Source organism: Mesorhizobium sp. M0437, from assembly GCF_040321335.1.
GTDB lineage: Bacteria > Pseudomonadota > Alphaproteobacteria > Rhizobiales > Rhizobiaceae > Mesorhizobium.
In genome coordinates this window covers 12,772-33,191 of the sequence record NZ_JAMYRK010000045.1, presented here as the reverse complement: position 1 = coordinate 33,191, position 20,420 = coordinate 12,772, and the positions used below count along the sequence as shown (strand labels likewise).

The window sequence follows — 20,420 nt, the reverse complement described above, 5'->3', positions numbered from 1 at the left end:
CCGCTGTCGTCTCGAAACAAGGAAAGGAGCCATTCCCATGCTGCCGCATGTCGAGCCGGTCAACGTGGCCGCAGCCGTCGACAAACTGCTTGCTGAACGAGGCGATGGCCTGCTGTCGATGAAGGCGGCGATAGCACTGTTGCGCGAACGCACCGGAACCGAGCGCTCGGACGCGGACCTTGAAGGGCTGATCATCAAGAAGGCGGCGCTCCTCGGGGTCGCCGTCCTGTGTGACAGAGAGGTTCAATGACGGTGTCGCCTGCCGCTCAAGACGCCGGTCGAAATTTCAGCTAGAACAAGGTTGCTTACGCATCAACCGAGCCGACGGAGGTATCAGTGACGGACAGGCAGGAACGGATTCGCCAGCGAGCACACGCGATCTGGGAACAGGCAGGCAGGCCCGACGGGGCGCATCAGCAGCATTGGGATCAGGCTACCGCCGAAATCGACGCAGAAACCGCCGCGCCGGAGACCGCCAGCCGACCGAAGCCGAAAGCACGCCAGCCTAAGCCGGCCGCCAGCAAGGACGGAAGCAAATCCAAGGCGCGACCACGTAACGCGTGAACGCAAGCGGATTTGATTCCAACGCTGGATCTCGCGGGTGGTCGGCCCATACATCGTTCCATGATCGGCAGCAAAACCCGTCCTGACCGGTCCTGCTGCCGCAAGCCCGCGATGGCAAGCCCGATTGGCGCGGCTAACTACTTACCGCAATTGACAGTCGGTGAAACCGTCCCGGCAGGCTTGTTGGATGCATCGGGTTGAGCTCCTTGCGGGGTTGCAGGGCAGTTTTCATCCGCATTGGAGTTCATGGTACCCGTCGTGCCCATCGTGCTGCGGGTCGTGCCAGGGTCAATACCGTTCGGCTTGGGCTGGACGACGATGCTCTTCTCGCTGCCAGGCGCATTGTTGTCCGACCCGGCGTTCTGGGCCATCGCCGCGGTCGCCAGACCGGCTGCAAGTATGGAAGCTGTCACGATTTTCGTAAGCATGTTGATCTCCATCATTGGGTTATCATCATGTGGCGACTACAGAAAAAACAACCCGGGTGATGGAAAGGTTCCGGCAAAAATGACGCAGCACAGTGAAGCCAACCCGCGCAGCGCGGATCTTCTCGGCCCCCCTTGTTCTATTACCGTAGGTAGGTTTGATGTTGTGGTTTGCTGATTAGGAATTCGCCTTCTTTGGCCGCCGACCGTCGCAACGTTCGTCTATTGCGGCGCCATCGCTTCAATTGGTAGAGACCATCCCAAGTAAAACTTTCGGAAAATTTCACTACAAATTTCACGCGGCTGTTATTTGAAAATATACCATGAGGCCAGCGAGCTGATCGGCAACGAAACCGATCATCTTCTTGCAAATTAGTAGGTATGCAACCGGCGACGTCGCGGGCTGTTCAGCGCAACTACAGCAAGGAGAGTGTTATGACCACCTTAATCAAAACAATCACCGATGCGGTGGCAGGCAGCGCAGTTATTTTCATGCTCTCGATGCCCGTGAATGCCGCGGACGGAATTGCCGTTGGTGTTGGAACATCCATCGGCGGCAACGGCGGCATCAAAGCCGGCCTCGGCGCGACGGTTGGCGGTCGCGGCGGCATCAACGCCGGTGCCGGCGCGACGGTTGGCGGCAGCGGCGGCATCAAGGCAGGCCTCGGTGCGTCGTTGGGCGGCAGTAGCGGCATCAACGCCGGTGCCGGCGCGACGGTTGGCGGTTCCAGCGGAATCGCGGCGGGCGCCGGCGCATCGGTCGGGGGCAGAAGCGGCATCAACGCCGGTGCCGGCGCGACGATCGGCGGTTCCGGTGGCATTGCTGCCGGCGCGGGGGTAGGTATCGGCAGCGGCATCAATGTCGGCGCCGGTGTCGGGATCGGCGGTGGTACCAATCCGAGCAATCCGTCCAACCCGGGCAGCCCTTCCAATCCCAGCAACCCCAGCAATCCCAGCTTGCCTCAGGTCGTTGCCGACATGTCGGGCGACAAGTTGGCCAGGATGAAGAAGCGCTGCGTTGACGTGCTCGGCAGCGAAGGCACTTACGACAGCGATCTGCGCCAATTGTGCCTGCTGATCGCCCGCCGCTAAGGCGAATACATCGGATGAATGTCGGACCGGGCCGGAGAGGCCTTCGTCCACCAAACCTCCAGCAGTCCAAAGCCCGCAATTGCGGCGGGCTTTGTTGCCGAGCACGTGGCGAGAGCATAGCGGGGCTCACACGAGCACGCGCTCAGTGTGTTTGACGGCCAGGATCCGGCGAAGCGGACGCTTCGTCTTCCAGGGAGTCCCAGCCCGCGGCCGGGCTGCTTTGCATCAGCTGAGGGCACGCAAACTCCGCCAGATCGGTTTCCGCGAAGCCATCGAACTCGATAGCCGCCCCGTAGAGCTGGGCTGCTTGCATGACGAGCCATTCGATGTCCTCGCGCGCAACATTCTCGGCGAGGTTCTGCAGTCGCGCGGCTTCGGCGACAGCAGTCAGATTGATGGCAATCCCGGACCGTAATACAGCCCGAACTCGGGAACTGACGTCTTCGTGCAGGCGAACCGAAAATCCGTAGCGCATGGAAAACCTTCCCTTCAGGAGCGGTTTGTCCCTCATGTTCCACGATGCGCCCAGGATTCGCGATTGGCAAGCGAAATTCCTTAAAAACTCGTTTTATGTCAAATAGTTAGCGTATTTTGTTGATTGCCTACCTGACGCTTGATCCGCTTCATCTGACTTCTGCATGACTCGCTGATCCGAAGGCCTTGACGCATTCTGCTCACGTACCTAACTCTACAGAAAATTAGGAACACACTAACTCAGCTGCATTTAGGCTGGTGTGACAGGAGGCCGAGATGTCCGAACTGGAACGCCCGGAACGATTGCAGATCATGCTGACCGTCGATGAACTGGCGGCGTTGGAGAACTGGCGCTTCGACAAGCACATGCCGAGCCGGTCGGCCGCGGTACGTGAGCTTTTGAGGCGAGGTCTCACAGCCGATGGTTTCCTGACGGCGGCGCATGGGACCAAGTCGCGCGATTTCGGCATTCTGCCGCATTCTGCAGATGGTGACCGCAGCGCGGCCGACGGACCGTCCCAGAAGGAATAGCGCCGAAGGAATAGCGCCGTTTCCGCCGCGGATCGCCCGCTCTGCGACCGTGCTTCGCGTCTCTCTTGCTTCGCGATGAGCTGTGAACGTCTGGTCTGCTGACGGCTGCGAAGTAGAAGAGATCCAAAGCTCTGTCTTGCCAGACGCTCCGTAATCAGGGAGTGCTTGATCGGCATAGTGCGGGCTCGGGAATATTGCCGATGACGCTGGAATTGACGGCCGGCGACCAGTCGATGCTGCATGGCGAGCAAGGCTCGGCAGCGGCTGCCGCCATGACGATCCTGGTTGCCTTTTCGAAGGCGGTCGGCGCGCGCAAGTTGCTGGACATTGCCGGTGCCCATATCGACGGCTGCCTCTATCACGGCCAGGCCAGCCTCGATTTCGTCGAAAGGCTGATCGAGGGCGGCGGCCGCGTTCGGGTGCCGACGACGCTGAATGTCGGTTCGTTCGACCTCATCCATCCCGGATTGGTGAAGATGCCGGTGTCGCAAGAAACGCCGGCGCGACGCCTGATGAAGGCGCATCTGGAACTCGGCTGCCAGCCGACCTTCACCTGCGCACCCTATCTGACCCGGTTCCGGCCAAGGTTCGGCGAGCAGATCGCCTGGGGTGAATCCAACGCCATCGTCTTTGCCAATTCGGTGATCGGGGCGCGGACCAACCGCTATGGCGATTTTATCGATTTGTGCTGCGCAATGACCGGGCGCGCGCCGGCATGGGGGCTGCATCTGAGTGAAAATCGACGAGGCCAGGTCCTGTTCGAGCTGACTGACGTTGCTTTCGAGCCAAGTGACGCTCTGTTTGTCGGCGTCGGGCTGATCATCGGGCAAAGGGCTGGCGACCGCATCCCTGTCATATCGGGCCTGCCGCAGCCGCGCGACGAGGACCAATTGAAGGCGCTGGGGGCGGCGGCGGCAACGACGGGTGCCGTGGCGCTGTTTCATGCCGTCGGCATCACGCCGGAGGCGAAGACGCCGGATGAGGCGTTGCACGGCCTGGCGCCGGAGGAAAAAATCCGGATCTCTCGCGCTGACATCCACCATGCGCTGGCCAGGCTGTCGAGCGTTCCCGACGGCGTGCAGCTCGCAGCCGTGTCGTTAGGCACGCCGCATTTCTCCCATGAAGAGTGGATGCGCCTGTTGCCGCTGCTGCGCGAAGTCGGTCCAGGCAAAGGTGTCCCGATCTATGTCAACACAGGGCGCGCGACGCTGACGCGGCTGCAGGACGAAGGCGCACTGGCCGGCATGGAAGCCTTCGGCCTCGTTCCGGTCACCGACACCTGCACCTATGTTACGTCGATCCTCGAGCGTCTCGATGGCGTGGTGATGACCAATTCGGGCAAATGGGCGCATTACGCACCTGGCAATATCGGTGTCTCGGTGGCCTTCGGTGACATGGAAGACTGCGTCCGCTCGGCTGCGGCCGGCCGCGTCGTGCGAGGCGCGCCATGAAGACGCCGGCCAGAACCGGTACATTCCACCTTTCCGGCTCGGCCCAAGGCCCAGCGCTGGTGCTTTCGCAGGCGCTCAGCTTCTGGGGCGGGATCGACGTCGAAACGGGCGACATCATCGACCATTCGCATCCGGACCTGGGCGGCAATATCGCCGGCAAGATCCTGGTGATGCCGAGCGGGCGAGGGTCGTCGTCCTCGTCTTCGGTTCTGGCCGAAGCGATCCGCAGAGGCACGGCGCCGGCCGGCATTATCCTGGAGCGGCCGGACCCGATCCTTGCCGTCGGCGCCATCGTTGCCGAATTCCTCTACAAAATCAGCATGCCGCTGGTTGTCTGCGACATGTCAGGCATTGTCTCCGGCGACCGGATCGCAATCGGTCTGGGCGAAGATGCGCAAGCGATGGTGAGCAAGCTCTAGCCGGCCATCAGTCCCGCCGCGCCCCGCCGCCAGTAGGCTGCCGCCAGTGTTTCGTTGCGGCCGAGCGCCAGCGTGCCGCGCCAGTGTTCGCGCACCGTCGTGGCGGCTGCCGCTTCGGCCGCAAACCAGCCGAATGCCGAACCGGTCGGCCATGCGACTGACCGGATGGCGCGCGCCAGCCTGTCGTCGAGCCCGGCTGGCACCCCATTTCTCGGCAGCCAGTGCACCTCTATTCCGGTTGCGTTGTCGACGACCTGCCGTTCGCCATCGTCGGCGATCTCTATGAAGGCCACGCCTTTGGTCTCGGCGGGCAGAGTCTCCAGCATGCGAGCCAGCGCCGGCAGGCCGGTTTCGTCGGCGCCCATGAGATACCAGGACGCCGGTCGCACCCGACGGCCGACCGGCCCCATCATGCCGATCTTCATGCCGGGCGCCGCCTGCATGGCCCAGCGGGCGCCGACGCTGTCGCCGGGGTGGATGAGGAAGTCGACCTCGATGATGCCCATTTCGACGTCGAGGGCCCGGATGGTGTAGACGCGCGCTGCTGGGCGCCTGTCGTCCGAGGGCCATGCCGGGAGGCCATTGCTGCCGAGCACGGGCCAGAGCGGATCGGGGACGTCCCTGGTCGGAAACAGCATGCGGATATGCATGCCGCCGAATTTCGCAAAACGAGAGAGATCCTCGCCGGCGAAGCGGATGCGGCGCATATGCCGCGTCAGGTCGCCGACTTGGGTGACGACCATCTCACGGAACTGCGCGAGGCGGGTTTCTTCGGCGAGATCGCCGGTCCAGACGATCTCGGGACTTTCTTCCTTGGCATATACCTCTACGGCGGTGGCCAGCAGGTCCTTGATGCGGGCCAGCCCATCGCGGTCGGCGGCGTTGGCCCGCATCACCAGCCGCTCCATGTCAAGGGACGCGTCGCCGAAGGCGAAGCGGAAGTCGAGCCGCTGCCCCTCCCGCGAGGCATCGGCATCGAAGCTCTGCAGCCTGTCGCTGATGCGGTCGATGTAATGCGGCAGGTTGCGCAGGTTCAAGCGCGCTTCGCAGGCCAGTCCGCTCACTGAAGCTTCCCTCATTCTCAACCTCCGAATCCTGCCTGTGAGCGCCACCTTGAAGGTGCGGCCCTTGCCCTGTTCCGTCGCCGCCGTCGTCGACCAGGCGCTTTGCGGGTCGGTGTAGGCGGTGTTGAAGACGTTATCGACGCTGAAATCGAGCTTGGCGTAGTCGTTGATGCGCCAGTTGGCAAAGACGTTGACCAGGTCGAAGCCGTCATCGACAACGACCGGCGCGTCGGGATTGGTGCGGCTTGTCCGGGTGATCTTGCCGACGCTGAGATATTGCGCACCGATGGTGAGCTGGTCTTCCAGCATGCGGAAGCCGACGGTCGCCGAGAAGCGGTCGAGCGGCGTGTTGTTCAGCGTCTGGCCGGAATAGACGCCGCTGACGACCTTGGCGTCGATCAGGGCGCCGGCGAGGTTCGCGAACCCCCAGCCATAGTCGTAGACGGCTTCGGCCTCGACGCCCTTCAGCCGCGCGTCGCCGATGTTGATCGCCATACGCGGCAAAACGGTGAGGTCGACGTCGATATAGTCTTCGACGGCGGTGTGGAAGACGTTGACCTTGGCACGAAACAGGTCGCCTGCGGCCAGCACATCGTCATATCTCAGATTGATCCCGGCTTCCCAGTTCTTCGCCGTTTCGGGCTGCAGAAGCAGGTTAGGCTGGTAGCTGTCGCCGCCGCCATGCACGCCGCCGCCGCGATAGACGTCCTGCAGGCCTGGTGCCCGGTAGCCTTCCGAATAGGTGCCGTAGAGCTGGAAGCCATCCAACGGCGTCACGCCGACGGTGAGGCGAGGCGACCAGCGATCGCCCGAAATCGAGGCTTCCGCCGGCGGCACGGTCTTCGTTTTGCCGTCGAGCTGGTAGCCGTCATAGCGCATGGCGGCGATGAGCTGCAGCCAGTCGCTGTAGTCGCCCTGCCATTGCAGGAAGCCGCCATAACCCTGCTGCTCGCCCGAACCGAAATGCGCGGCCTCCGACGTGGCCTCCAGATAGTAGTAGTCGAGACCGTAGGTGAGGGTATGTGCCAACTCCCAGGCGTCGAAACGCGAGGAGTTCTTCAGGTTGAAGCCGGTCGTGGCGACGTCGTAATAGCGGAAGTTGCCGATCGCCGTTGCCGGCCAGACCTGCGTCTGCTCGGCGCGCGTGCGGTTGTGGTATGCGTTGACACTGAGGTCGATCAGTTCGTTGTCGTCCGGCCTCCACATATAAGCAGCCGTGTAGGTCTGGTTGGTCGTGTCGGTGTCGTAGCGGCTCAGCGTTGGCGAGGTCGAGCCGCTCGATCCGGTGATCTGGTCATTGTAGCGCTGCAGGATCGCGCCGAGCTTGAGCTCGTGGCCGTCGGCCGGCCGCAGGGTCGCCTTCATATAGCCGCTGGTGATGCTCTCGCCGGTCCATGGCACGGCGTCGCCATTGCCATCGGTGTAGCTGTCGCGGTCGCGATAAATGAGGTTGCCGATGATGTCGGCGTCGTCGCTGAAACGGTAGGCGCCGGTGGTGCTGGTGGTGAAGCCGTCGCCATTATCCTCATAGCCCAGCTTCTCGCTCAGCGCCCAGCGCTCGTCCTGCTTGAGGAAATCGCCGGCATCCCTGGTTTCGAAGGAGACAACGCCGCCGATGCCGCCCGAGCCATAGGCGTTCGAGACCGGGCCGCGAATGACGGTCGCTTCCTTGATTAGTTCCGGCTCGACATAGAACGAGCCCGAGCCGTGGCCGACGCGCCAGTAATCCTGGCGGGCGCCGTCGAGCGTCACCACCACACGGCCATATTGTTCGAGGCCGCGAATGTTGATGGCGGTTGCCGGATCGTCGCCGTTCATCGAAGCGGCAACGCCGGGCGTGGTGCGGAACATGTCGGCGGCGGTGTCAGGCTGGATGCGTTCGAGCTCTTCCTGATCGACGGCGCTGATGGCGGCCATCGATTCGATAATCGCCGTCTTGATCATCGTCGCCGAGATGGTGATCAGGTCGAGCACGGTCGGCTCGTTCTGCCCAGTTCTAGCCTGCTGGGCGACCTTGACCGGCCGGTCGGCCTTGGCGGCGGCGCCGTTCTTCTCCGGCTTCTGCGCGGCGGCCAGCGGCGCGGCACACAGGCCGAGCGCGAAGGCGAGCGCGGTGCTCGCCATCAAGGTCTTGTTGCTTGTCTGTTTCATGCGTGCAGCCCCGGGAAAAGCAAAGATTGCTGGCGGCGGCCGTTGGCCCTGGCTGGCATGATGGAGAAGCCTCGACACACGGCCGGGCAGGGGTACTTATTAAAACATGATGATAGTAGTCAACTTAATTTTACGCCGAATGCGATCGGAGATTCTCAGTTGGACTGTCGAGTTTTGCCGCCAAACATTTCGCCCGAGCGTCCTGATTTCCAAAGAACACCAGGTCTCACTTGCACGACTGGTTCAGATCTCCGGAATGCTTTCCCTGAAGATCACCTGCAGCCTTGGCTGGTGCAATTCGTAAGGCAAGCCCCTGACCGCATGGCTCAAGGTGTTGAGCGCCTCGCGGGCTTCGACGCGCGGGTTCTGGTCGATGACCGCGTCCAGCGTGCCGTCGAGCAGAAGCTCCTTGGTGCCTTCCGTCACCTCATGGCCGAGAAAGACCGTCGACAGCGCGCGCCCGCGCTCCTTGAGGGCGCGGGCGATGCCGGTGTTGCCGGCGCCGACATTGTAGATGGCGGCCAGGTCCGGGTGCCGGTCCAGCAGGGCGGAGGCCTCCGAATAGGCCTTCTCCCGGTCGTCGAGCATCTCGCGCATCTCGACGATCTGCAGATTGGGCGATTCTTCCGCCAGTATGTGGCGGAAGCCCATCTCGCGCTCTTCGTGGCCGCGGTAGGAGAGCGAACCTGCGAACAGCGCGACCTTGCCCGGACGCCCGGCACCCATGAAGCGGTTGAGCAGATAGCCGGCGAGCCGGCCGGCGGCGCGGTTGTCGATGCCGATATAGGCAACCCTCGGCACATGCAGGATGTCGGAAGCGATGGTGACGACCTTGACGCCGCTGGCCGAAAGCGAGCGGATCGCCTCGCGGACCGTCGGATGGTCGAGCGCGATCACACCGACGCCCTGCGTCTGCCCGTGCAGTTCCTGCAGCAGACGCGCAAGCCGGTCCGGATTGAAGCCTTCGATAGTAGCGACACGGACGTCGAGGTCGGGCCGCGCCTGCGCCTGCGCCTCGATCTGGCGGTGCAGCATCTTGATGAAGGAATTGGTGCCGGCGGGCAGGGCGAAATCCAGCCGTATGACCTCGCCAGTAACCGCGTTGAGCGAGCTCGGATTATTCGAATTTTCAGCGATATAGCCAAGCCGCTGTGCCGTTTCGAGCACGACCTCACGGGTGCGCGCCCTGACCCCGGCGCGGTTGTTGAGCACACGGTCGACCGTGGCGGCCGAAACGCCGGCCTCCCGGGCTATGTCTGTCAGGGTGGACCGCACTGTCGATCACCTCATTCCAAAACGCGCCAGGGGCGCATCGAGATCACGCATTTCATGGGTCCACCGTCGGAGAGCGGCTTCATCGCCGTCCGCGATTCTGATGGGAAATGATGTAACCGGCCTTGGCCGATGCGCAAGCCGTTGCGCTACACCAGAGTGCCCAAGCAGACCAAAGCGGGGAGGTGGGCAGCCGGGCTCCCTCAAATTCAAGCACCGGCTTCAGTATGAGAGCCCTTACAAACGCCATTCTTCCCCTCCCGTGAGATGTTATGATGTATTTTGATTATTTATGATGTTGACAGGCTTCGTATAGTGCCGTCAATATCCATCATAAGGGCCGTGGAGGAAACAAGGCCCTGAGGGAGGAGTTCCAATGTCGAATTTGGTCCGCGTGTCGCGGCGCCGTTTGCTGGCGTCCGGTGGAAAGGCGGCAGTCCTTGTTGCCGCCGCAGGTATTGCACCGAAATTCATTCGCCCGAGCCGTGCCTATGCGGCCGATGCCCTGGCGCCCGGCATGATCGGTGGCCCGACGGGTTTCGACGGTTCGGAGCGCTATCAATATGGTGCCGATACGCCGGAGGGCCGCGCCATCGAGGCGGCCAAGGCGATGAAGGGCGCCGGCAAGGCGCCGGCCAAGATCGTACTTGGCCTGTCCGACGGCTCGATCGGCCAGTTGACCCAGCCGTTTCCGGCCGGCGCGCCGTCGATCAAGGATCTCTGGGAGAAGGAAACCGGCATTCCGTTGGAAATCGTCGGTGTGCCCAACGGCCAGGAATTCACCAAGACGATGCAGGACATCTCCACCAAGGGTGGGGCGTATGACATCTACGCGGTCGAATGGAACCGTCTTGGCGACCTCGCCGAAACCGGCGGCATCCTCAAGCTCGACGACTTCGTCGCGCAATACAAGCCGGAATGGGACGATCCCGAGCGCGGCTATGTCGACGGCGCCAAGGGCGTCTCGCTGCTCAACCAGTATCGCGGCTCGACCTACGGCGTGTCGCTGGATGGCGATTTCCAGACCTGGGTCTACCGCACCGATCTGTTCGGCGACGCAGCCGAGAAGAAGGCTTTCTCCGACAAATACGGCTATGAACTGGCGGCGCCGAAGACCTGGAAGCAGCATGACGAGATCGCGGCTTTCTTCCAGCGCCCGGACAAGGGCCTGTTCGGCTCGACCGATCTGCGCAACCAGGGCTGGGGCTACACCAACTGGTATCAGCGTTATGTCTCAATGGCTTCGCCCAATCAGTTCTTGTTCGACGATACCGGCAAGCCGCTGATCAATTCGGAGCAAGGTATCGCGGCGACCAGCGAGTACATCGCGTCGCTTTCGCACCATTCGCCGGATGCGATCTCCTGGGGCTGGCCGGAGCAGTACGGCAATTTCGCCAAGGGCGGCGCGGCCATGACCTGCGCCTTCTCCAATCTGCCGAAATTCCTCGACAATGCCGGCAACAAGGATTCAGCTGTCACCGGCAAGATCGGCTCGATGCTGCCGCCCGGCCGCGAAATCGACGGCAAGCTGGTCAGCCGGTCGGTGCTGTGGCTCAATCTGTCGGCGTCGGTGTCCTCGCAAGCCAAGAATCCGGAGGCCTGCTACCTGTTCCTGCAGTGGCTGGGCTCAAGCCGCATCTACGCCTGGATGACTGCCAATCCGGGCGGCTACTTCGATCCGTTCCGGCTATCGGATTTCTCGGATCCGCTGGTTCGCCAGACCTATCACGCCTACCACATGGACGTGGTGCGAGAGACGGTCGCCCGCACCGTGCCCACAATCAACTATCCCGGCGCTACCGCCTTCCACAACGCGCTGGACGAGAACCTCGTCGCCGCGCTGACCAAGGCCAAGACAGCCGAGCAGGCGATGGCCGACACCGAGGCCGAGTGGAAGAAGATTGCCCGCCGCACCGGCGAGGAGAAGCTTCTCGAAGCCATCAAGACCAACAAGGAGGCCTGGCCGACCGTCCTCGATCCGATCGCCTGATCCTTCCAGGATCCTACCAAGAAGGGGAGGAGCGGTCGCTCTTCCCCTCGGCAACGAAGGGCCCAGCAAAGCCGCAAGATGAAGCGTTCAGTTCCTTTCGAGATATTCCGCTATGCCGCGATCCTTGCGGCGATGGCGGTGACGCTGGTGCCGATCCTGTGGATGGTGTCGATGGCGTTCAAGCCGATCGCCGAATGGTCGGCGACCGGCGCCGACCTGACATGGTGGCCGAAGAACCCGACACTCAGCAATTTCCGCTTCGTCTTCGGTGAATCGACCAACAATCTGATCGTCGCCCTCGACCGCACAGCTTTGAAGCCGATCCTGTCGTCGCTGCTGTCGGCCACATTCGGTACGGCAATCGCCATGTCGGCGGGCACCGCGGCGGCCTACGGGCTGTCGCGCTTCGGCTCGGGCCAGAACCTGCCGCTGGCGCTGATCCAGCTTCGCCTGTTTCCGCCGATGGCGGTCATGACCCCGGTGATGATCATGTGGGCCTTCCTCAACTTCACCGACAGCTGGTGGGGGCTGTCGTTGATCTACGGCATCGTCACGCTGCCTTTCGCCTTCTGGCTGATGAAGACCTTCTTCGACGACATGCCGCGCGAGATCGAGGAGGCGGCGCTGGTCGAGGGCTGCTCGCGGTGGCGCGTCTTCACGCGCATCACGCTGCCGATGATGCGCGCGCCGCTGGCCAGTGCCGCGCTGTTCGTCTTCATTCTCAACTGGTCGGACTATCTGATTGCGCTGCTTCTGACGACGCGCGAATGGGTGACGGTCCCTGTCTACATGGCCTCGCTGTCCTCCTCGATGACCGGCCAACTCTACGGCGCCAAGGCGGCGCTCGGCCTGATAGCCGCAGTGCCGCCTGTCATCATGGGCATCGCCATCCAGCGCCATCTGGTGCGCGGACTGACCTTCGGGGCGCTCAAGCAATGAGCGCGGTGACTGCGACGATTTCGGAGGGCGACATGCAAGCCTCCAAAGCGGCGTCGGTGCTGCCGGACGAGGGCGCAAAGCTCGGATTCCGGCTGACGCTGCCGGCGCAGATCCTGGTGCTGTTCATCGCCGTCTTCCCGCTCCTGATGCAGCTCTACATCAGCCTGACCGACTGGTCGCCGCTGTCGGGCACCGGCTGGTGGAACGCCTGGTCGATGTGGAACAGTTTCGCCAACTACACCGACCTTGCCGCCGATGCGCGCTTCTGGAGTGCGCTGAAGCGCACGGCCATCGTCATGATCGTCTGCGTGCCGGCGGAGTTCCTGCTCGGCTTGGCGCTCGCGACACTGTTTGCCGACGAGTTCCCCGGCAAGCGGATCTTCTACTCGATCCTCTTGATGCCGATGATGGTGGTGCCGGCGGTGGCCGGCTACATGTTCTTCATGCTGTTTCAGTCGGGCGGCCCGGTCAACGACATCCTGTCGGCGATCTCAGGCTTTCCCGTCACCATCGCCTGGCTGTCGGACCCGACGCTGGCGCTCATCGCCGTCATGGTCGCCGATATCTGGCAGTGGACGCCGCTGATGTTCCTGATCCTGCTTGCCGGCCTGGTCGGCGTGCCTGAGGACCAGATCAAGGCGGCGACGCTGCTCGGTGCCAACCCTTGGCAGCGATTCATCACCATCGTGCTGCCGAAGATGAAGACGATCATCATCATCGCGCTGGCGATCAGGGTGATCGAGAACTTCAAGATCTTCGACACGCTCTACATCATGACCGGCGGCGGTCCTGGCGTCGCTACCGAAACCATCTCCGTTTACATCTACAAGCTCACCACCCAGGACCTGATCTGGGGCTATGTGGCGGCAATCGCGCTGGCCATATTGATCGTGCTGTCCATCGCCGCGGTGTTTGCCATGAAACGCATGGCTCGGGTACGCGAGGTGGCGGCCTGATGAGCACCATCCATCTGCAGAACCTGGTCAAGAAATTTGGCGATTTCACCGCGCTGAAGACGATGGATCTGGCCATTGCCGATGGCGAGTTCATGGCGCTGCTGGGGCCGTCCGGCTGCGGCAAGTCGACGACGATGAACATGATCGCCGGCATGGAAGAGCCGACCAGCGGCAAGATCCTGTTCGGCGAGCGCGACATGGCCGGCGTGCCGATGGGGCGGCGCGGCGTCGGCTTCGTCTTCCAGAACTATGCGATCTTCACTCATATGAGCGTGCGGCAGAACCTCGCCTACGGGCCGAAAATGCGCGGCGCACCAAAGGCCGAGATCGGCCGCCGTGTCGGCGCCATTGCCGAGATGCTGCAACTGACGCCGCTGCTCGACCGCAAGGCGGACAGGCTGTCGGTCAACATATTGCAGCGAGTGGCGATCGGCCGTTCGGCGATCATGGAGCCGGCGATCTTCCTGCTCGACGAGCCGCTTTCCAATGTCGATGCCGCATTCCGGGCGGTGATGCGGACCGAACTGAAGCAGTTGCAGCGGCAGTTCCGGCAGACCATGGTCTACGTCACCCACGACCAGCTCGAAGCGATGACCATGGCCGACCGCATCGCGGTGATGGACCATGGCGTGCTGCAGCAAGTCGGCACGCCGCTGGAAGTCTACAACGATCCGGCCAATGTCTTCGTCGCCCGCTTCATCGGCGCGCCGGGCATGAACCTGCTCAAGGGCTGGCCGGCGGAAAGCGACCGTGGCCTGGTCGTCGATCTCGGCCCACTCGGCGTGACACCGCCGCTGCCGGTCGAGATCGCCAATGCCGTACGCAGGATGCGCGGCGAGGTGTTTTATGGCTTTCGACCGGAGCAGGTGACGCTGGCTGAAGACGGCCGTGGCCTGTCCATGCCGGTGAGTTTCGTCGAGCGGATCGGCGCGCGCACCATCATCCACCTTGGCGACGGCGAGACTGCGGTGAAGGCGGTGTTCGACAATGATGTCGGGCTGGCGATCGGGCAGACAGCCGTCGTCGCACCTGCGGTGGAGGCGGTGCGCGTCTTCGACGCCGTCACCGGCCTTGCCTTGAGAGCGGGCTGAGACCATGGCCAATATCGCCTTCCGCAATGTGACCAAACGCTACGGCAACACGCTCGCCGTCGACGACGCCTCGTTCACTGTCAACGACAATGAGTTCTTCTGCTTCTTCGGGCCGCCGCTGTCGGGCAAGTCGACGATACTGCGTCTGGTGCTCGGGCTGGAAACCCCGGACGCGGGCGAGATCCTGATCGGCGGAAAGCCGGTCAACACGGTGTCGCCGGCCGAGCGCAACGTCGCCATGGTGTTCCAGAATTTGGCGCTGTTTCCGCATATGAGCGCGCGCGCCAACATCCGCTTTCCGCTGGTCGAACGCCGGGTCGCCGAAGCCGAGATCGAAAAGCGCGTCGCCGACGTCGCGGCCAAGCTGCATATCGGCCATATCCTGCACAAGCCGCCGGCACAGCTTTCAGGCGGCGAGCGGCAGCGCGTGGCGATCGCCCGTGCGCTGGTGCGCGACCCGGCCGCCTATCTGATGGACGACCCGATTTCGGCGCTCGACGCCCGGCTGCGCGAGGAAACGCGGGTCGAGCTGAAGCGCATCCAGCGCGAGCTCGGCAAGACGCTGATCTATGTCACGCACGACCAGGAAGAAGCGATGTCGGTCGCCGACCGAATGGCCATTCTGGAGAACGGCAAGATCAGGCAGATCGGCGCGCCGGCCGAGATCTATGACCGGCCAGCCAGCACCTATGTGGCGCGGCTGCTCGGGTCGCCGATGATGAACATATTGAAGTCGGTGCACGGCGCCGAAGGCGTGGAGGCGGCGGAAGGCACGATCCGCATCGCGGATACCGGCGCCCCGGCCGATGCCGTGGAAATTGGACTCAGGCCGGAAGACATCAAGGTCAAGGCCTGGTCGGAGGGGGGCGCGGGCCGCCCGGCGCGAGTGTTCGAGGTCGAGCCGCTCGGCGGCTACACCGTTGTGACGCTCGCCGCCGGGCAGGCGCGTCTGCGGGCGCTGTTGCGCGGCCAGCCAGACATCAGGCCGGACGCGATGGTGGCGATATCCTGCGAGCCCGGCAGGGTGCATTATTTCGGACAGAGCGGGGGAGCGCTGGCAAGATGACGGCGGCGGCAAGGAACGAGCTTCGGGAGGAACATATGGCAAGCCAAGAAATGGCGGGCAACGGCTTCGAGCCGGACGTTAAAGTCCGCACCAGGGAATACAGGATCGGCTGCGTCGGCGCCGGCATGATCATGGCCGAATGTCACCTTGCCGCCTATAAGGAAGCCGGTTTCCCCGTGGCGGCGATTGCCTCGCGGACCAAGGCCAGCGCCGAGAAGGTCGCCAAACGCTGGGATATCCCAACCGTCCACGACACGCCGGAACAGCTCATCGAGGACAAGAACGTCGAGATCATCGACCTTGCCTTTCCGCCCGACCAGCAGCCGGCGCTGATCCGCCATGCGCTGAAGCAAGCACATATCAAGGCGATCCTGGCGCAGAAGCCATTGGCGCTGTCCCTTGAAGAGGCCGTCAAACTCCGCGACGAGGCGGCCAAGGCCGACAAGATCCTCTCGGTCAACCAGAACATGCGTTACGACCAGTCGATGCGCGTCTTGAAGCAGATCATCGATAGCGGCGCGCTCGGCGACATCGTTTTCGCCCAGATCGACATGCATGCGATCCCGCACTGGCAGAGCTTCCTCGAGGACTATGACCGGCTGACGCTCGCCAATATGAGCGTCCATCATCTCGACGTACTGCGGTTCCTGTTCGGCGATCCCCTGGAGATCACCACCCTGACCCGCAAGGACCCGCGCACCCGCTTCGACCATTCGGACGGCATCACCGTGTCGACGATCAAGTTCCCGTCGGGCGTGCTTGCCGTATCGCTTGAGGATGTCTGGTCCGGTCCGCGCCAGGAGGACTACAAGGACGACCAGCACATCAATTGGCGCGTCGACGGCACCAAGGGCGTCGCCAAGGGCACCATCGGCTGGCCGACTGGCGCTGCCTCGACGCTGACCTATGCCTCGACCGAGACTACCGGTGGTGAATGGGTGACACCCAGCTGGGACACGATGTGGTTCCCGCATGCTTTTATCGGCGTCATGGAGCAGCTCCAGCACGCGGTCAAGACGGGCGAGCCGCCGGCGCTGTCGGTCGCCGACAACGTCAAGACTATGGCGCTGGTCGAAGCCGGCTATCGTTCGATCGACAAGGGCCGGACAGTCAAACTTTCCGAAATATCAACTGACTGAATCACTTACAGGGAGGACTTCACACCATGATGCAGGCAGGTATTTTCACGGGTTATTTCCCGTATGGCCTCAAGGAGACCGCGCAGAAGATCCGTGCGCTCGATTTCAACACCGTGCAGCTCGACCTGCATTTCAGGGATATCGACCTTTCCGCCGGACAGATCACCAAGGACAAGGCCAAGACTGTCCGCGATACGTTCCGCGACCACAATCTGCCGATCTGCTGCGTATCGGGCTACACCAACATCATCCATCCGGATATGGGCGAGCGCGAGAGGCGCGTCGGCTATTTGAAGGAGATCATCCGCAACGCACGCCATTTCGGCACCCCTTACGTGATCTCGGAAACCGGTACCTACAACACCGAGTCCGACTGGGTGCATCACCCGAAGAACAAGACCGAGGAAGGTTTTGAGGAATGCCGCAAGGTCATCGCCGACCTTGCCCAGACCGCCTATGACCACGGCGCGGTCTTCCTGCTCGAGACCTATGTCAACAATGTCGTCGGCTCGGTCGAGGAGACGGTGAGGATGTTCGCGCAGGTCGACCACCCAGGCCTCGGCCTGCTGATGGACCCGACCAACTATTTCGAAACGCACAACATCGACAGGATGGACCAGATCCTGAACCAGGTGTTCGACACGCTGACCGACAAGATCAAGATAGCCCACGCCAAGGACGTCAAACGCTCAGGCGGCGACAAGTCGGAGAAGCACGCCGACATCGGCGACGAGGACGCGCTGGAGAGCCACACTTTCCGCGGCGTCGGCGAGATCGAGCTGCCGGCGCCCGGTCTCGGTTCGCTGAACTACGACCTCTATCTCAAGCGGCTGGCCGAAAAGCACCCGAACATCCCGGTCATCATCGAGCATCTTTCGGAAGACGACGTGCCGCGCGCCAAGAAATTCCTCGACGGGAAATTCCGCGCCAACGGACTGTGATGGCGCGGTTCGGCTACGAAACAAGGGAGGAAGAGAAATGTTGAAATTCGCGTTGAAAATCGCTGCCGCGGCGACCGTTCTCGCCGGTGTGGCGCTGGGTACGCCGGCGCTGGCGCAGGACGCTCAGAAGACGTTCTACCTGCTGTCGCATGGCGGCCCGTCGGATGCCTTCTGGATCGACTGGAATGCCGGCGCCACCAAGGCCTGCGACCAGCTCAAGGTGACCTGCAAGATCTCGTTCAGCGGTGGCGACATGGCGGCGCAGAAGGAGGCCTTCAACTCGGCACTCGCCGCCAAGCCGGACGGCATCGCCACGACCTCGGCGCAGCCCGGCCTGTGGACCGAGGAGGTCAAGGCAGCCAAGGCGGCCGGTATCCCGATCGTGTTCTTCAACACCGACGATCCGGCAACCGGCCGGCAGGCCTATGTCGGCGCCGATCTCAAGGAGGCCGGTGTCATCTGGGCGAAATATCTGGTCGACCACAAGATGGTGAAGCAGGGCGACAAAGTGTTCCTGCCGGTCGAAGTGCCGGGCGCCAGCTACCAGCAGCTCGAGACCGAAGGCATAGCCAGCGTCTTCGATCCGCTCGGCATCAAATATGATGTGGTCGATTGCGGCACCGATCCGGCCGGCATCATCGCCAAGATGACCGACTACATGGTCGCCAACAACCCGCCGGCAATCATCGCGCTCGGCGATTCCGTCGCGGCCAGCGTCAAGCGGGTGTTCGACGGCGCCGGCGTGCCGGCCGGCAAGATCCCGGTCGTCGGCTGGGGCAATTCGAAGGAAACGGCCGAGTCAGTGAAGTCTGGGTTCATCAACGCGGCTGCCTGGCAGTTCCCATCGGCGCAGGGCTTCATGCCGGTGGCGCTGCTCGGGTTGGCCGCCGCTGGCGAACCGATCGGCTACGACATCCACACGTTCAGCCTCTACGACGCGTCGAGCGTCGAACCGATCCTGAAACTCTACAACAAGTGATTGGAACTGACGCTCGCCGCGCAGGCGGCGGGCGTCACCCTGAGATATGGTCGAAACAGTCATGACAATTGCCGCAGAAGAGGAAATGCCGCGTGCCAAACGCAGGTCGAGCCTGATGCGCTCGCCACAGTTCTCTTCGCTCGTCATCCTGATTGTCCTGCTGGCGGTGTTCGCGATCGCCGACGCCAATTTCCTGTCGCCGCTCAACATCTCCAACATGATGGCGTTCCTGCCCGAGCTCGGCATCATCGCCCTCGGCATGACGCTGCTTCTGACGGCGGGCGAGTTCGACCTTTCGGTCGGTGCCGTGTTCGGGCTAGCGCCGGTCGTGGTCATGCTGCTGGTGCAGAACGGCGGCTTTGATATTGGCGTCGCGCTGTTGGCCGGCCTGCTGCTCTGCATAGCGATCGGGGCGATCAACGGCCTGATCGTCACCAAGATCGGCATCTCGTCCTTCCTGGTGACACTGTCGATGTTGCTCGTCGTGCGTGGGGCAGCGCTTTACATCACCCAAGGCTTTCCGCTGAAATCCTGGAACCAGCCAGGCTTCTTCGTGACGCTGCTGGCCGGCAGCTTCAATATCGGAACGTTCCGTTTCTATACCTCGCTGTGGTGGTTCATCGGCCTGTCGCTACTGGCGATCTATGTGCTGCACTACGCCAAGCTCGGCAACTGGATCAGCGCTATCGGCTCGAACCGTAACGCCGCCGTAGCGCGCGGCGTGCCGGCCGATGCGGTCAAGATCTGGCTGTTCATCCTCACCTCGGTGCTGGCCGGTCTCGCCGGCATGATCAGCGCCTTCCGCATCTCTGCCGCCTCGCCGGTGGCCGGCACCGGCTACGAGCTCGAAGTGATCGCCATGGTGGTGGTTGGCGGCACCGCGCTGACCGGTGGACGCGGCACCATTTTAGGCACCATCGTCGGCGCGCTGATGCTGCGCAGCATCCGCAACGGCATCGTGCTGATCGGCGTGCCTGGGCTCGCCTACAACATCTTCGTCGGGGTCATCATCCTTGCCATGCTCATCCTGCACGCTTTGCTGCAGAAGAACGCCGCCAGGAGCTGATCATGGAAGTGCTTCGGCTGCAGAATTTGCAAAAATCCTTCGGCAGCGTCCGCGCCCTGAAGAACGCGTCCTTCGCGCTCAAGGAGGGCGAAGTGGTGGCCTTGCTCGGCGACAACGGCGCCGGGAAATCGACGCTGATCAAGGCGATCTCGGGCGTGTTTCCGGTCGATCGCGGCGAGATCTATGTGCGCGGCCAGAAGGTCTCCATCCGCTCGACGCGCGACGCGATGGATCTCGGCATCGAGACCATCCACCAGGACACCTCGCTGGCGCCCGACCTCAGCATCGCGCGCAATCTTTTCCTCGGCCGCGAGCCGGTCAATCTCAAATGGCTGGGCGTGTTCGCGCCGCTCGATCTTGCCAAATTGCGCGATGCCGCCTCGGCGCTTTTGAAGCGCGTCGGCATCTCGAAGAAACTCGACGCCGATGCACTGGTCAGCACGCTGTCGGGCGGCGAGCGCCAATCGATCGCCATTTCGCGTGCCATGCAATTTGCCGCCAAGGTCATCATCCTCGACGAGCCGACCAACAATCTCGGCGTCGAGGAAACGCACGGTGTGCTGCGCTTCGTCAAGGAAGTGCGCGACGCCGGTCACTCGGTGCTTTTGATCACCCACAACATCCATCACGTCTTCCAGGTCGCCGATCGCATCATCGTCATGCGCCGCGGCGAGATCGTCGCCGAGCAGACGGTCGCCGACACCGATCTGCTGACCGTGGAAAGCATCATCACCGGTGCCGACATGTCGGCCCTGCTCAAGGAGACGAGAGCGAAGTGAAGGACGGGAGCAAAGTGAAAGAACTGGCCGT

General features: G+C 62.8%; 20 protein-coding genes. 16 read left to right on the top strand and 4 right to left on the bottom strand.

Translation table 11 applies throughout. The annotated features are described in order from the left end of the window. Window positions 1-37 precede the first annotated feature (37 nt). The gene (locus NKI72_RS23920; RefSeq protein ID WP_352452715.1) at window positions 38-250 is read left to right on the top strand and encodes a hypothetical protein; all 213 of its coding nucleotides are present in this window, start codon (window positions 38-40) and stop codon (window positions 248-250) included. A gap of 86 nt (window positions 251-336) precedes the next feature. Continuing rightward, the gene (locus NKI72_RS23915) at window positions 337-564 is read left to right on the top strand and encodes a DUF2934 domain-containing protein (RefSeq protein ID WP_352851023.1); all 228 of its coding nucleotides are present in this window, start codon (window positions 337-339) and stop codon (window positions 562-564) included. Between the two features lie 137 nt (window positions 565-701). Here NKI72_RS23915 and NKI72_RS23910 read toward each other — a convergent pair whose 3' ends face one another. Further along, window positions 702-1,007, bottom strand: coding sequence for a hypothetical protein (locus NKI72_RS23910; RefSeq protein ID WP_352851021.1), 306 nt, complete (start codon window positions 1,005-1,007; stop codon window positions 702-704). Between the two features lie 417 nt (window positions 1,008-1,424). Here NKI72_RS23910 and NKI72_RS23905 point away from each other — a divergent pair, with 417 nt between their 5' ends. Beyond that, window positions 1,425-2,081, top strand: coding sequence for a hypothetical protein (locus tag NKI72_RS23905; protein WP_352851033.1), 657 nt, complete (start codon window positions 1,425-1,427; stop codon window positions 2,079-2,081). Between the two features lie 142 nt (window positions 2,082-2,223). Here NKI72_RS23905 and NKI72_RS23900 read toward each other — a convergent pair whose 3' ends face one another. Continuing rightward, window positions 2,224-2,556: a hypothetical protein gene (locus NKI72_RS23900; protein WP_352474220.1), complete on the bottom strand. Its 333-nt coding sequence runs from the start codon at window positions 2,554-2,556 to the stop codon at window positions 2,224-2,226. Window positions 2,557-2,831: 275 nt separating this feature from the next. Here NKI72_RS23900 and NKI72_RS23895 point away from each other — a divergent pair, with 275 nt between their 5' ends. From NKI72_RS23895 to NKI72_RS23885, 3 genes are all read left to right on the top strand, one after another. Then, window positions 2,832-3,086: a hypothetical protein gene (locus tag NKI72_RS23895; protein WP_352474222.1), complete on the top strand. Its 255-nt coding sequence runs from the start codon at window positions 2,832-2,834 to the stop codon at window positions 3,084-3,086. A gap of 200 nt (window positions 3,087-3,286) precedes the next feature. Continuing rightward, window positions 3,287-4,537, top strand: a complete 1,251-nt coding sequence (locus NKI72_RS23890) for an aconitase X (protein WP_352851020.1) — start codon at window positions 3,287-3,289, stop codon at window positions 4,535-4,537. Then, window positions 4,534-4,956, top strand: coding sequence for an aconitase X swivel domain-containing protein (locus tag NKI72_RS23885; protein ID WP_352773004.1), 423 nt, complete (start codon window positions 4,534-4,536; stop codon window positions 4,954-4,956). Before NKI72_RS23890 ends, NKI72_RS23885 begins: the two co-directional genes overlap by 4 nt. Here NKI72_RS23885 and NKI72_RS23880 read toward each other — a convergent pair. After that, window positions 4,953-8,171 (bottom strand): TonB-dependent hemoglobin/transferrin/lactoferrin family receptor, encoded by a 3,219-nt coding sequence (locus tag NKI72_RS23880; protein ID WP_352851019.1) that lies wholly within the window; start codon window positions 8,169-8,171, stop codon window positions 4,953-4,955. The genes NKI72_RS23885 and NKI72_RS23880 overlap by 4 nt on opposite strands. Before the next feature lie 243 nt (window positions 8,172-8,414). Then, the gene (locus tag NKI72_RS23875) at window positions 8,415-9,446 is read right to left on the bottom strand and encodes a LacI family DNA-binding transcriptional regulator (protein ID WP_352819973.1); all 1,032 of its coding nucleotides are present in this window, start codon (window positions 9,444-9,446) and stop codon (window positions 8,415-8,417) included. A 373-nt stretch (window positions 9,447-9,819) separates the two neighbouring features. On the opposite strand from NKI72_RS23875, the gene NKI72_RS23870 reads away from it, so the two are divergent. The 10 genes from NKI72_RS23870 to NKI72_RS23825 all read left to right on the top strand — a co-directional run bounded on the left by NKI72_RS23870 (window position 9,820) and on the right by NKI72_RS23825 (window position 20,389). Further along, on the top strand, window positions 9,820-11,433 hold the full coding sequence (locus NKI72_RS23870; protein WP_352474231.1) for an extracellular solute-binding protein: 1,614 nt from the start codon (window positions 9,820-9,822) through the stop codon (window positions 11,431-11,433). Between the two features lie 78 nt (window positions 11,434-11,511). Then, window positions 11,512-12,372: a carbohydrate ABC transporter permease gene (locus NKI72_RS23865; protein WP_254820511.1), complete on the top strand. Its 861-nt coding sequence runs from the start codon at window positions 11,512-11,514 to the stop codon at window positions 12,370-12,372. Continuing rightward, entirely contained in the window at window positions 12,369-13,328 is a 960-nt protein-coding gene (locus NKI72_RS23860; RefSeq protein WP_352505504.1) for a carbohydrate ABC transporter permease, read from the top strand. The genes NKI72_RS23865 and NKI72_RS23860 overlap by 4 nt, the downstream gene beginning before the upstream one ends. Continuing rightward, complete coding sequence (locus NKI72_RS23855; RefSeq protein WP_352851018.1) at window positions 13,328-14,419, top strand: ABC transporter ATP-binding protein; 1,092 nt, start codon at window positions 13,328-13,330, stop codon at window positions 14,417-14,419. Before NKI72_RS23860 ends, NKI72_RS23855 begins: the two co-directional genes overlap by 1 nt. A 4-nt stretch (window positions 14,420-14,423) precedes the next feature. Beyond that, a complete protein-coding gene (locus tag NKI72_RS23850; RefSeq protein WP_352851016.1) occupies window positions 14,424-15,485 on the top strand; it encodes an ABC transporter ATP-binding protein in 1,062 nt (353 codons plus the stop codon). A gap of 50 nt (window positions 15,486-15,535) precedes the next feature. After that, a complete protein-coding gene (locus tag NKI72_RS23845) occupies window positions 15,536-16,624 on the top strand; it encodes a Gfo/Idh/MocA family protein (RefSeq protein WP_352851032.1) in 1,089 nt (362 codons plus the stop codon). A gap of 26 nt (window positions 16,625-16,650) precedes the next feature. After that, entirely contained in the window at window positions 16,651-17,565 is a 915-nt protein-coding gene (locus tag NKI72_RS23840; RefSeq protein ID WP_352772987.1) for a sugar phosphate isomerase/epimerase family protein, read from the top strand. Window positions 17,566-17,602: 37 nt separating this feature from the next. Then, a complete protein-coding gene (locus NKI72_RS23835; RefSeq protein ID WP_023675781.1) occupies window positions 17,603-18,544 on the top strand; it encodes a sugar ABC transporter substrate-binding protein in 942 nt (313 codons plus the stop codon). A gap of 61 nt (window positions 18,545-18,605) precedes the next feature. Beyond that, window positions 18,606-19,610: an ABC transporter permease gene (locus NKI72_RS23830; RefSeq protein WP_245274659.1), complete on the top strand. Its 1,005-nt coding sequence runs from the start codon at window positions 18,606-18,608 to the stop codon at window positions 19,608-19,610. After that, entirely contained in the window at window positions 19,607-20,389 is a 783-nt protein-coding gene (locus tag NKI72_RS23825) for an ATP-binding cassette domain-containing protein (protein ID WP_352851031.1), read from the top strand. The genes NKI72_RS23830 and NKI72_RS23825 overlap by 4 nt, the downstream gene beginning before the upstream one ends. Window positions 20,390-20,420 lie beyond the last annotated feature (31 nt).

Coding starts and splice junctions, on each gene's coding strand:
- NKI72_RS23920 (WP_352452715.1), top strand. CDS start 38: ATGCTGCCGCATGTCGAGCCGGTCAACGTGGCCGCAGCCGTCGACAAA.
- NKI72_RS23910 (WP_352851021.1), bottom strand. CDS start 1,007: ATGATGGAGATCAACATGCTTACGAAAATCGTGACAGCTTCCATACTT.
- NKI72_RS23905 (WP_352851033.1), top strand. CDS start 1,425: ATGACCACCTTAATCAAAACAATCACCGATGCGGTGGCAGGCAGCGCA.
- NKI72_RS23900 (WP_352474220.1), bottom strand. CDS start 2,556: ATGCGCTACGGATTTTCGGTTCGCCTGCACGAAGACGTCAGTTCCCGA.
- NKI72_RS23895 (WP_352474222.1), top strand. CDS start 2,832: ATGTCCGAACTGGAACGCCCGGAACGATTGCAGATCATGCTGACCGTC.
- NKI72_RS23890 (WP_352851020.1), top strand. CDS start 3,287: ATGACGCTGGAATTGACGGCCGGCGACCAGTCGATGCTGCATGGCGAG.
- NKI72_RS23885 (WP_352773004.1), top strand. CDS start 4,534: ATGAAGACGCCGGCCAGAACCGGTACATTCCACCTTTCCGGCTCGGCC.
- NKI72_RS23880 (WP_352851019.1), bottom strand. CDS start 8,171: ATGAAACAGACAAGCAACAAGACCTTGATGGCGAGCACCGCGCTCGCC.
- NKI72_RS23870 (WP_352474231.1), top strand. CDS start 9,820: ATGTCGAATTTGGTCCGCGTGTCGCGGCGCCGTTTGCTGGCGTCCGGT.
- NKI72_RS23865 (WP_254820511.1), top strand. CDS start 11,512: ATGAAGCGTTCAGTTCCTTTCGAGATATTCCGCTATGCCGCGATCCTT.
- NKI72_RS23860 (WP_352505504.1), top strand. CDS start 12,369: ATGAGCGCGGTGACTGCGACGATTTCGGAGGGCGACATGCAAGCCTCC.
- NKI72_RS23855 (WP_352851018.1), top strand. CDS start 13,328: ATGAGCACCATCCATCTGCAGAACCTGGTCAAGAAATTTGGCGATTTC.
- NKI72_RS23850 (WP_352851016.1), top strand. CDS start 14,424: ATGGCCAATATCGCCTTCCGCAATGTGACCAAACGCTACGGCAACACG.
- NKI72_RS23845 (WP_352851032.1), top strand. CDS start 15,536: ATGGCGGGCAACGGCTTCGAGCCGGACGTTAAAGTCCGCACCAGGGAA.
- NKI72_RS23840 (WP_352772987.1), top strand. CDS start 16,651: ATGATGCAGGCAGGTATTTTCACGGGTTATTTCCCGTATGGCCTCAAG.
- NKI72_RS23835 (WP_023675781.1), top strand. CDS start 17,603: ATGTTGAAATTCGCGTTGAAAATCGCTGCCGCGGCGACCGTTCTCGCC.
- NKI72_RS23830 (WP_245274659.1), top strand. CDS start 18,606: ATGACAATTGCCGCAGAAGAGGAAATGCCGCGTGCCAAACGCAGGTCG.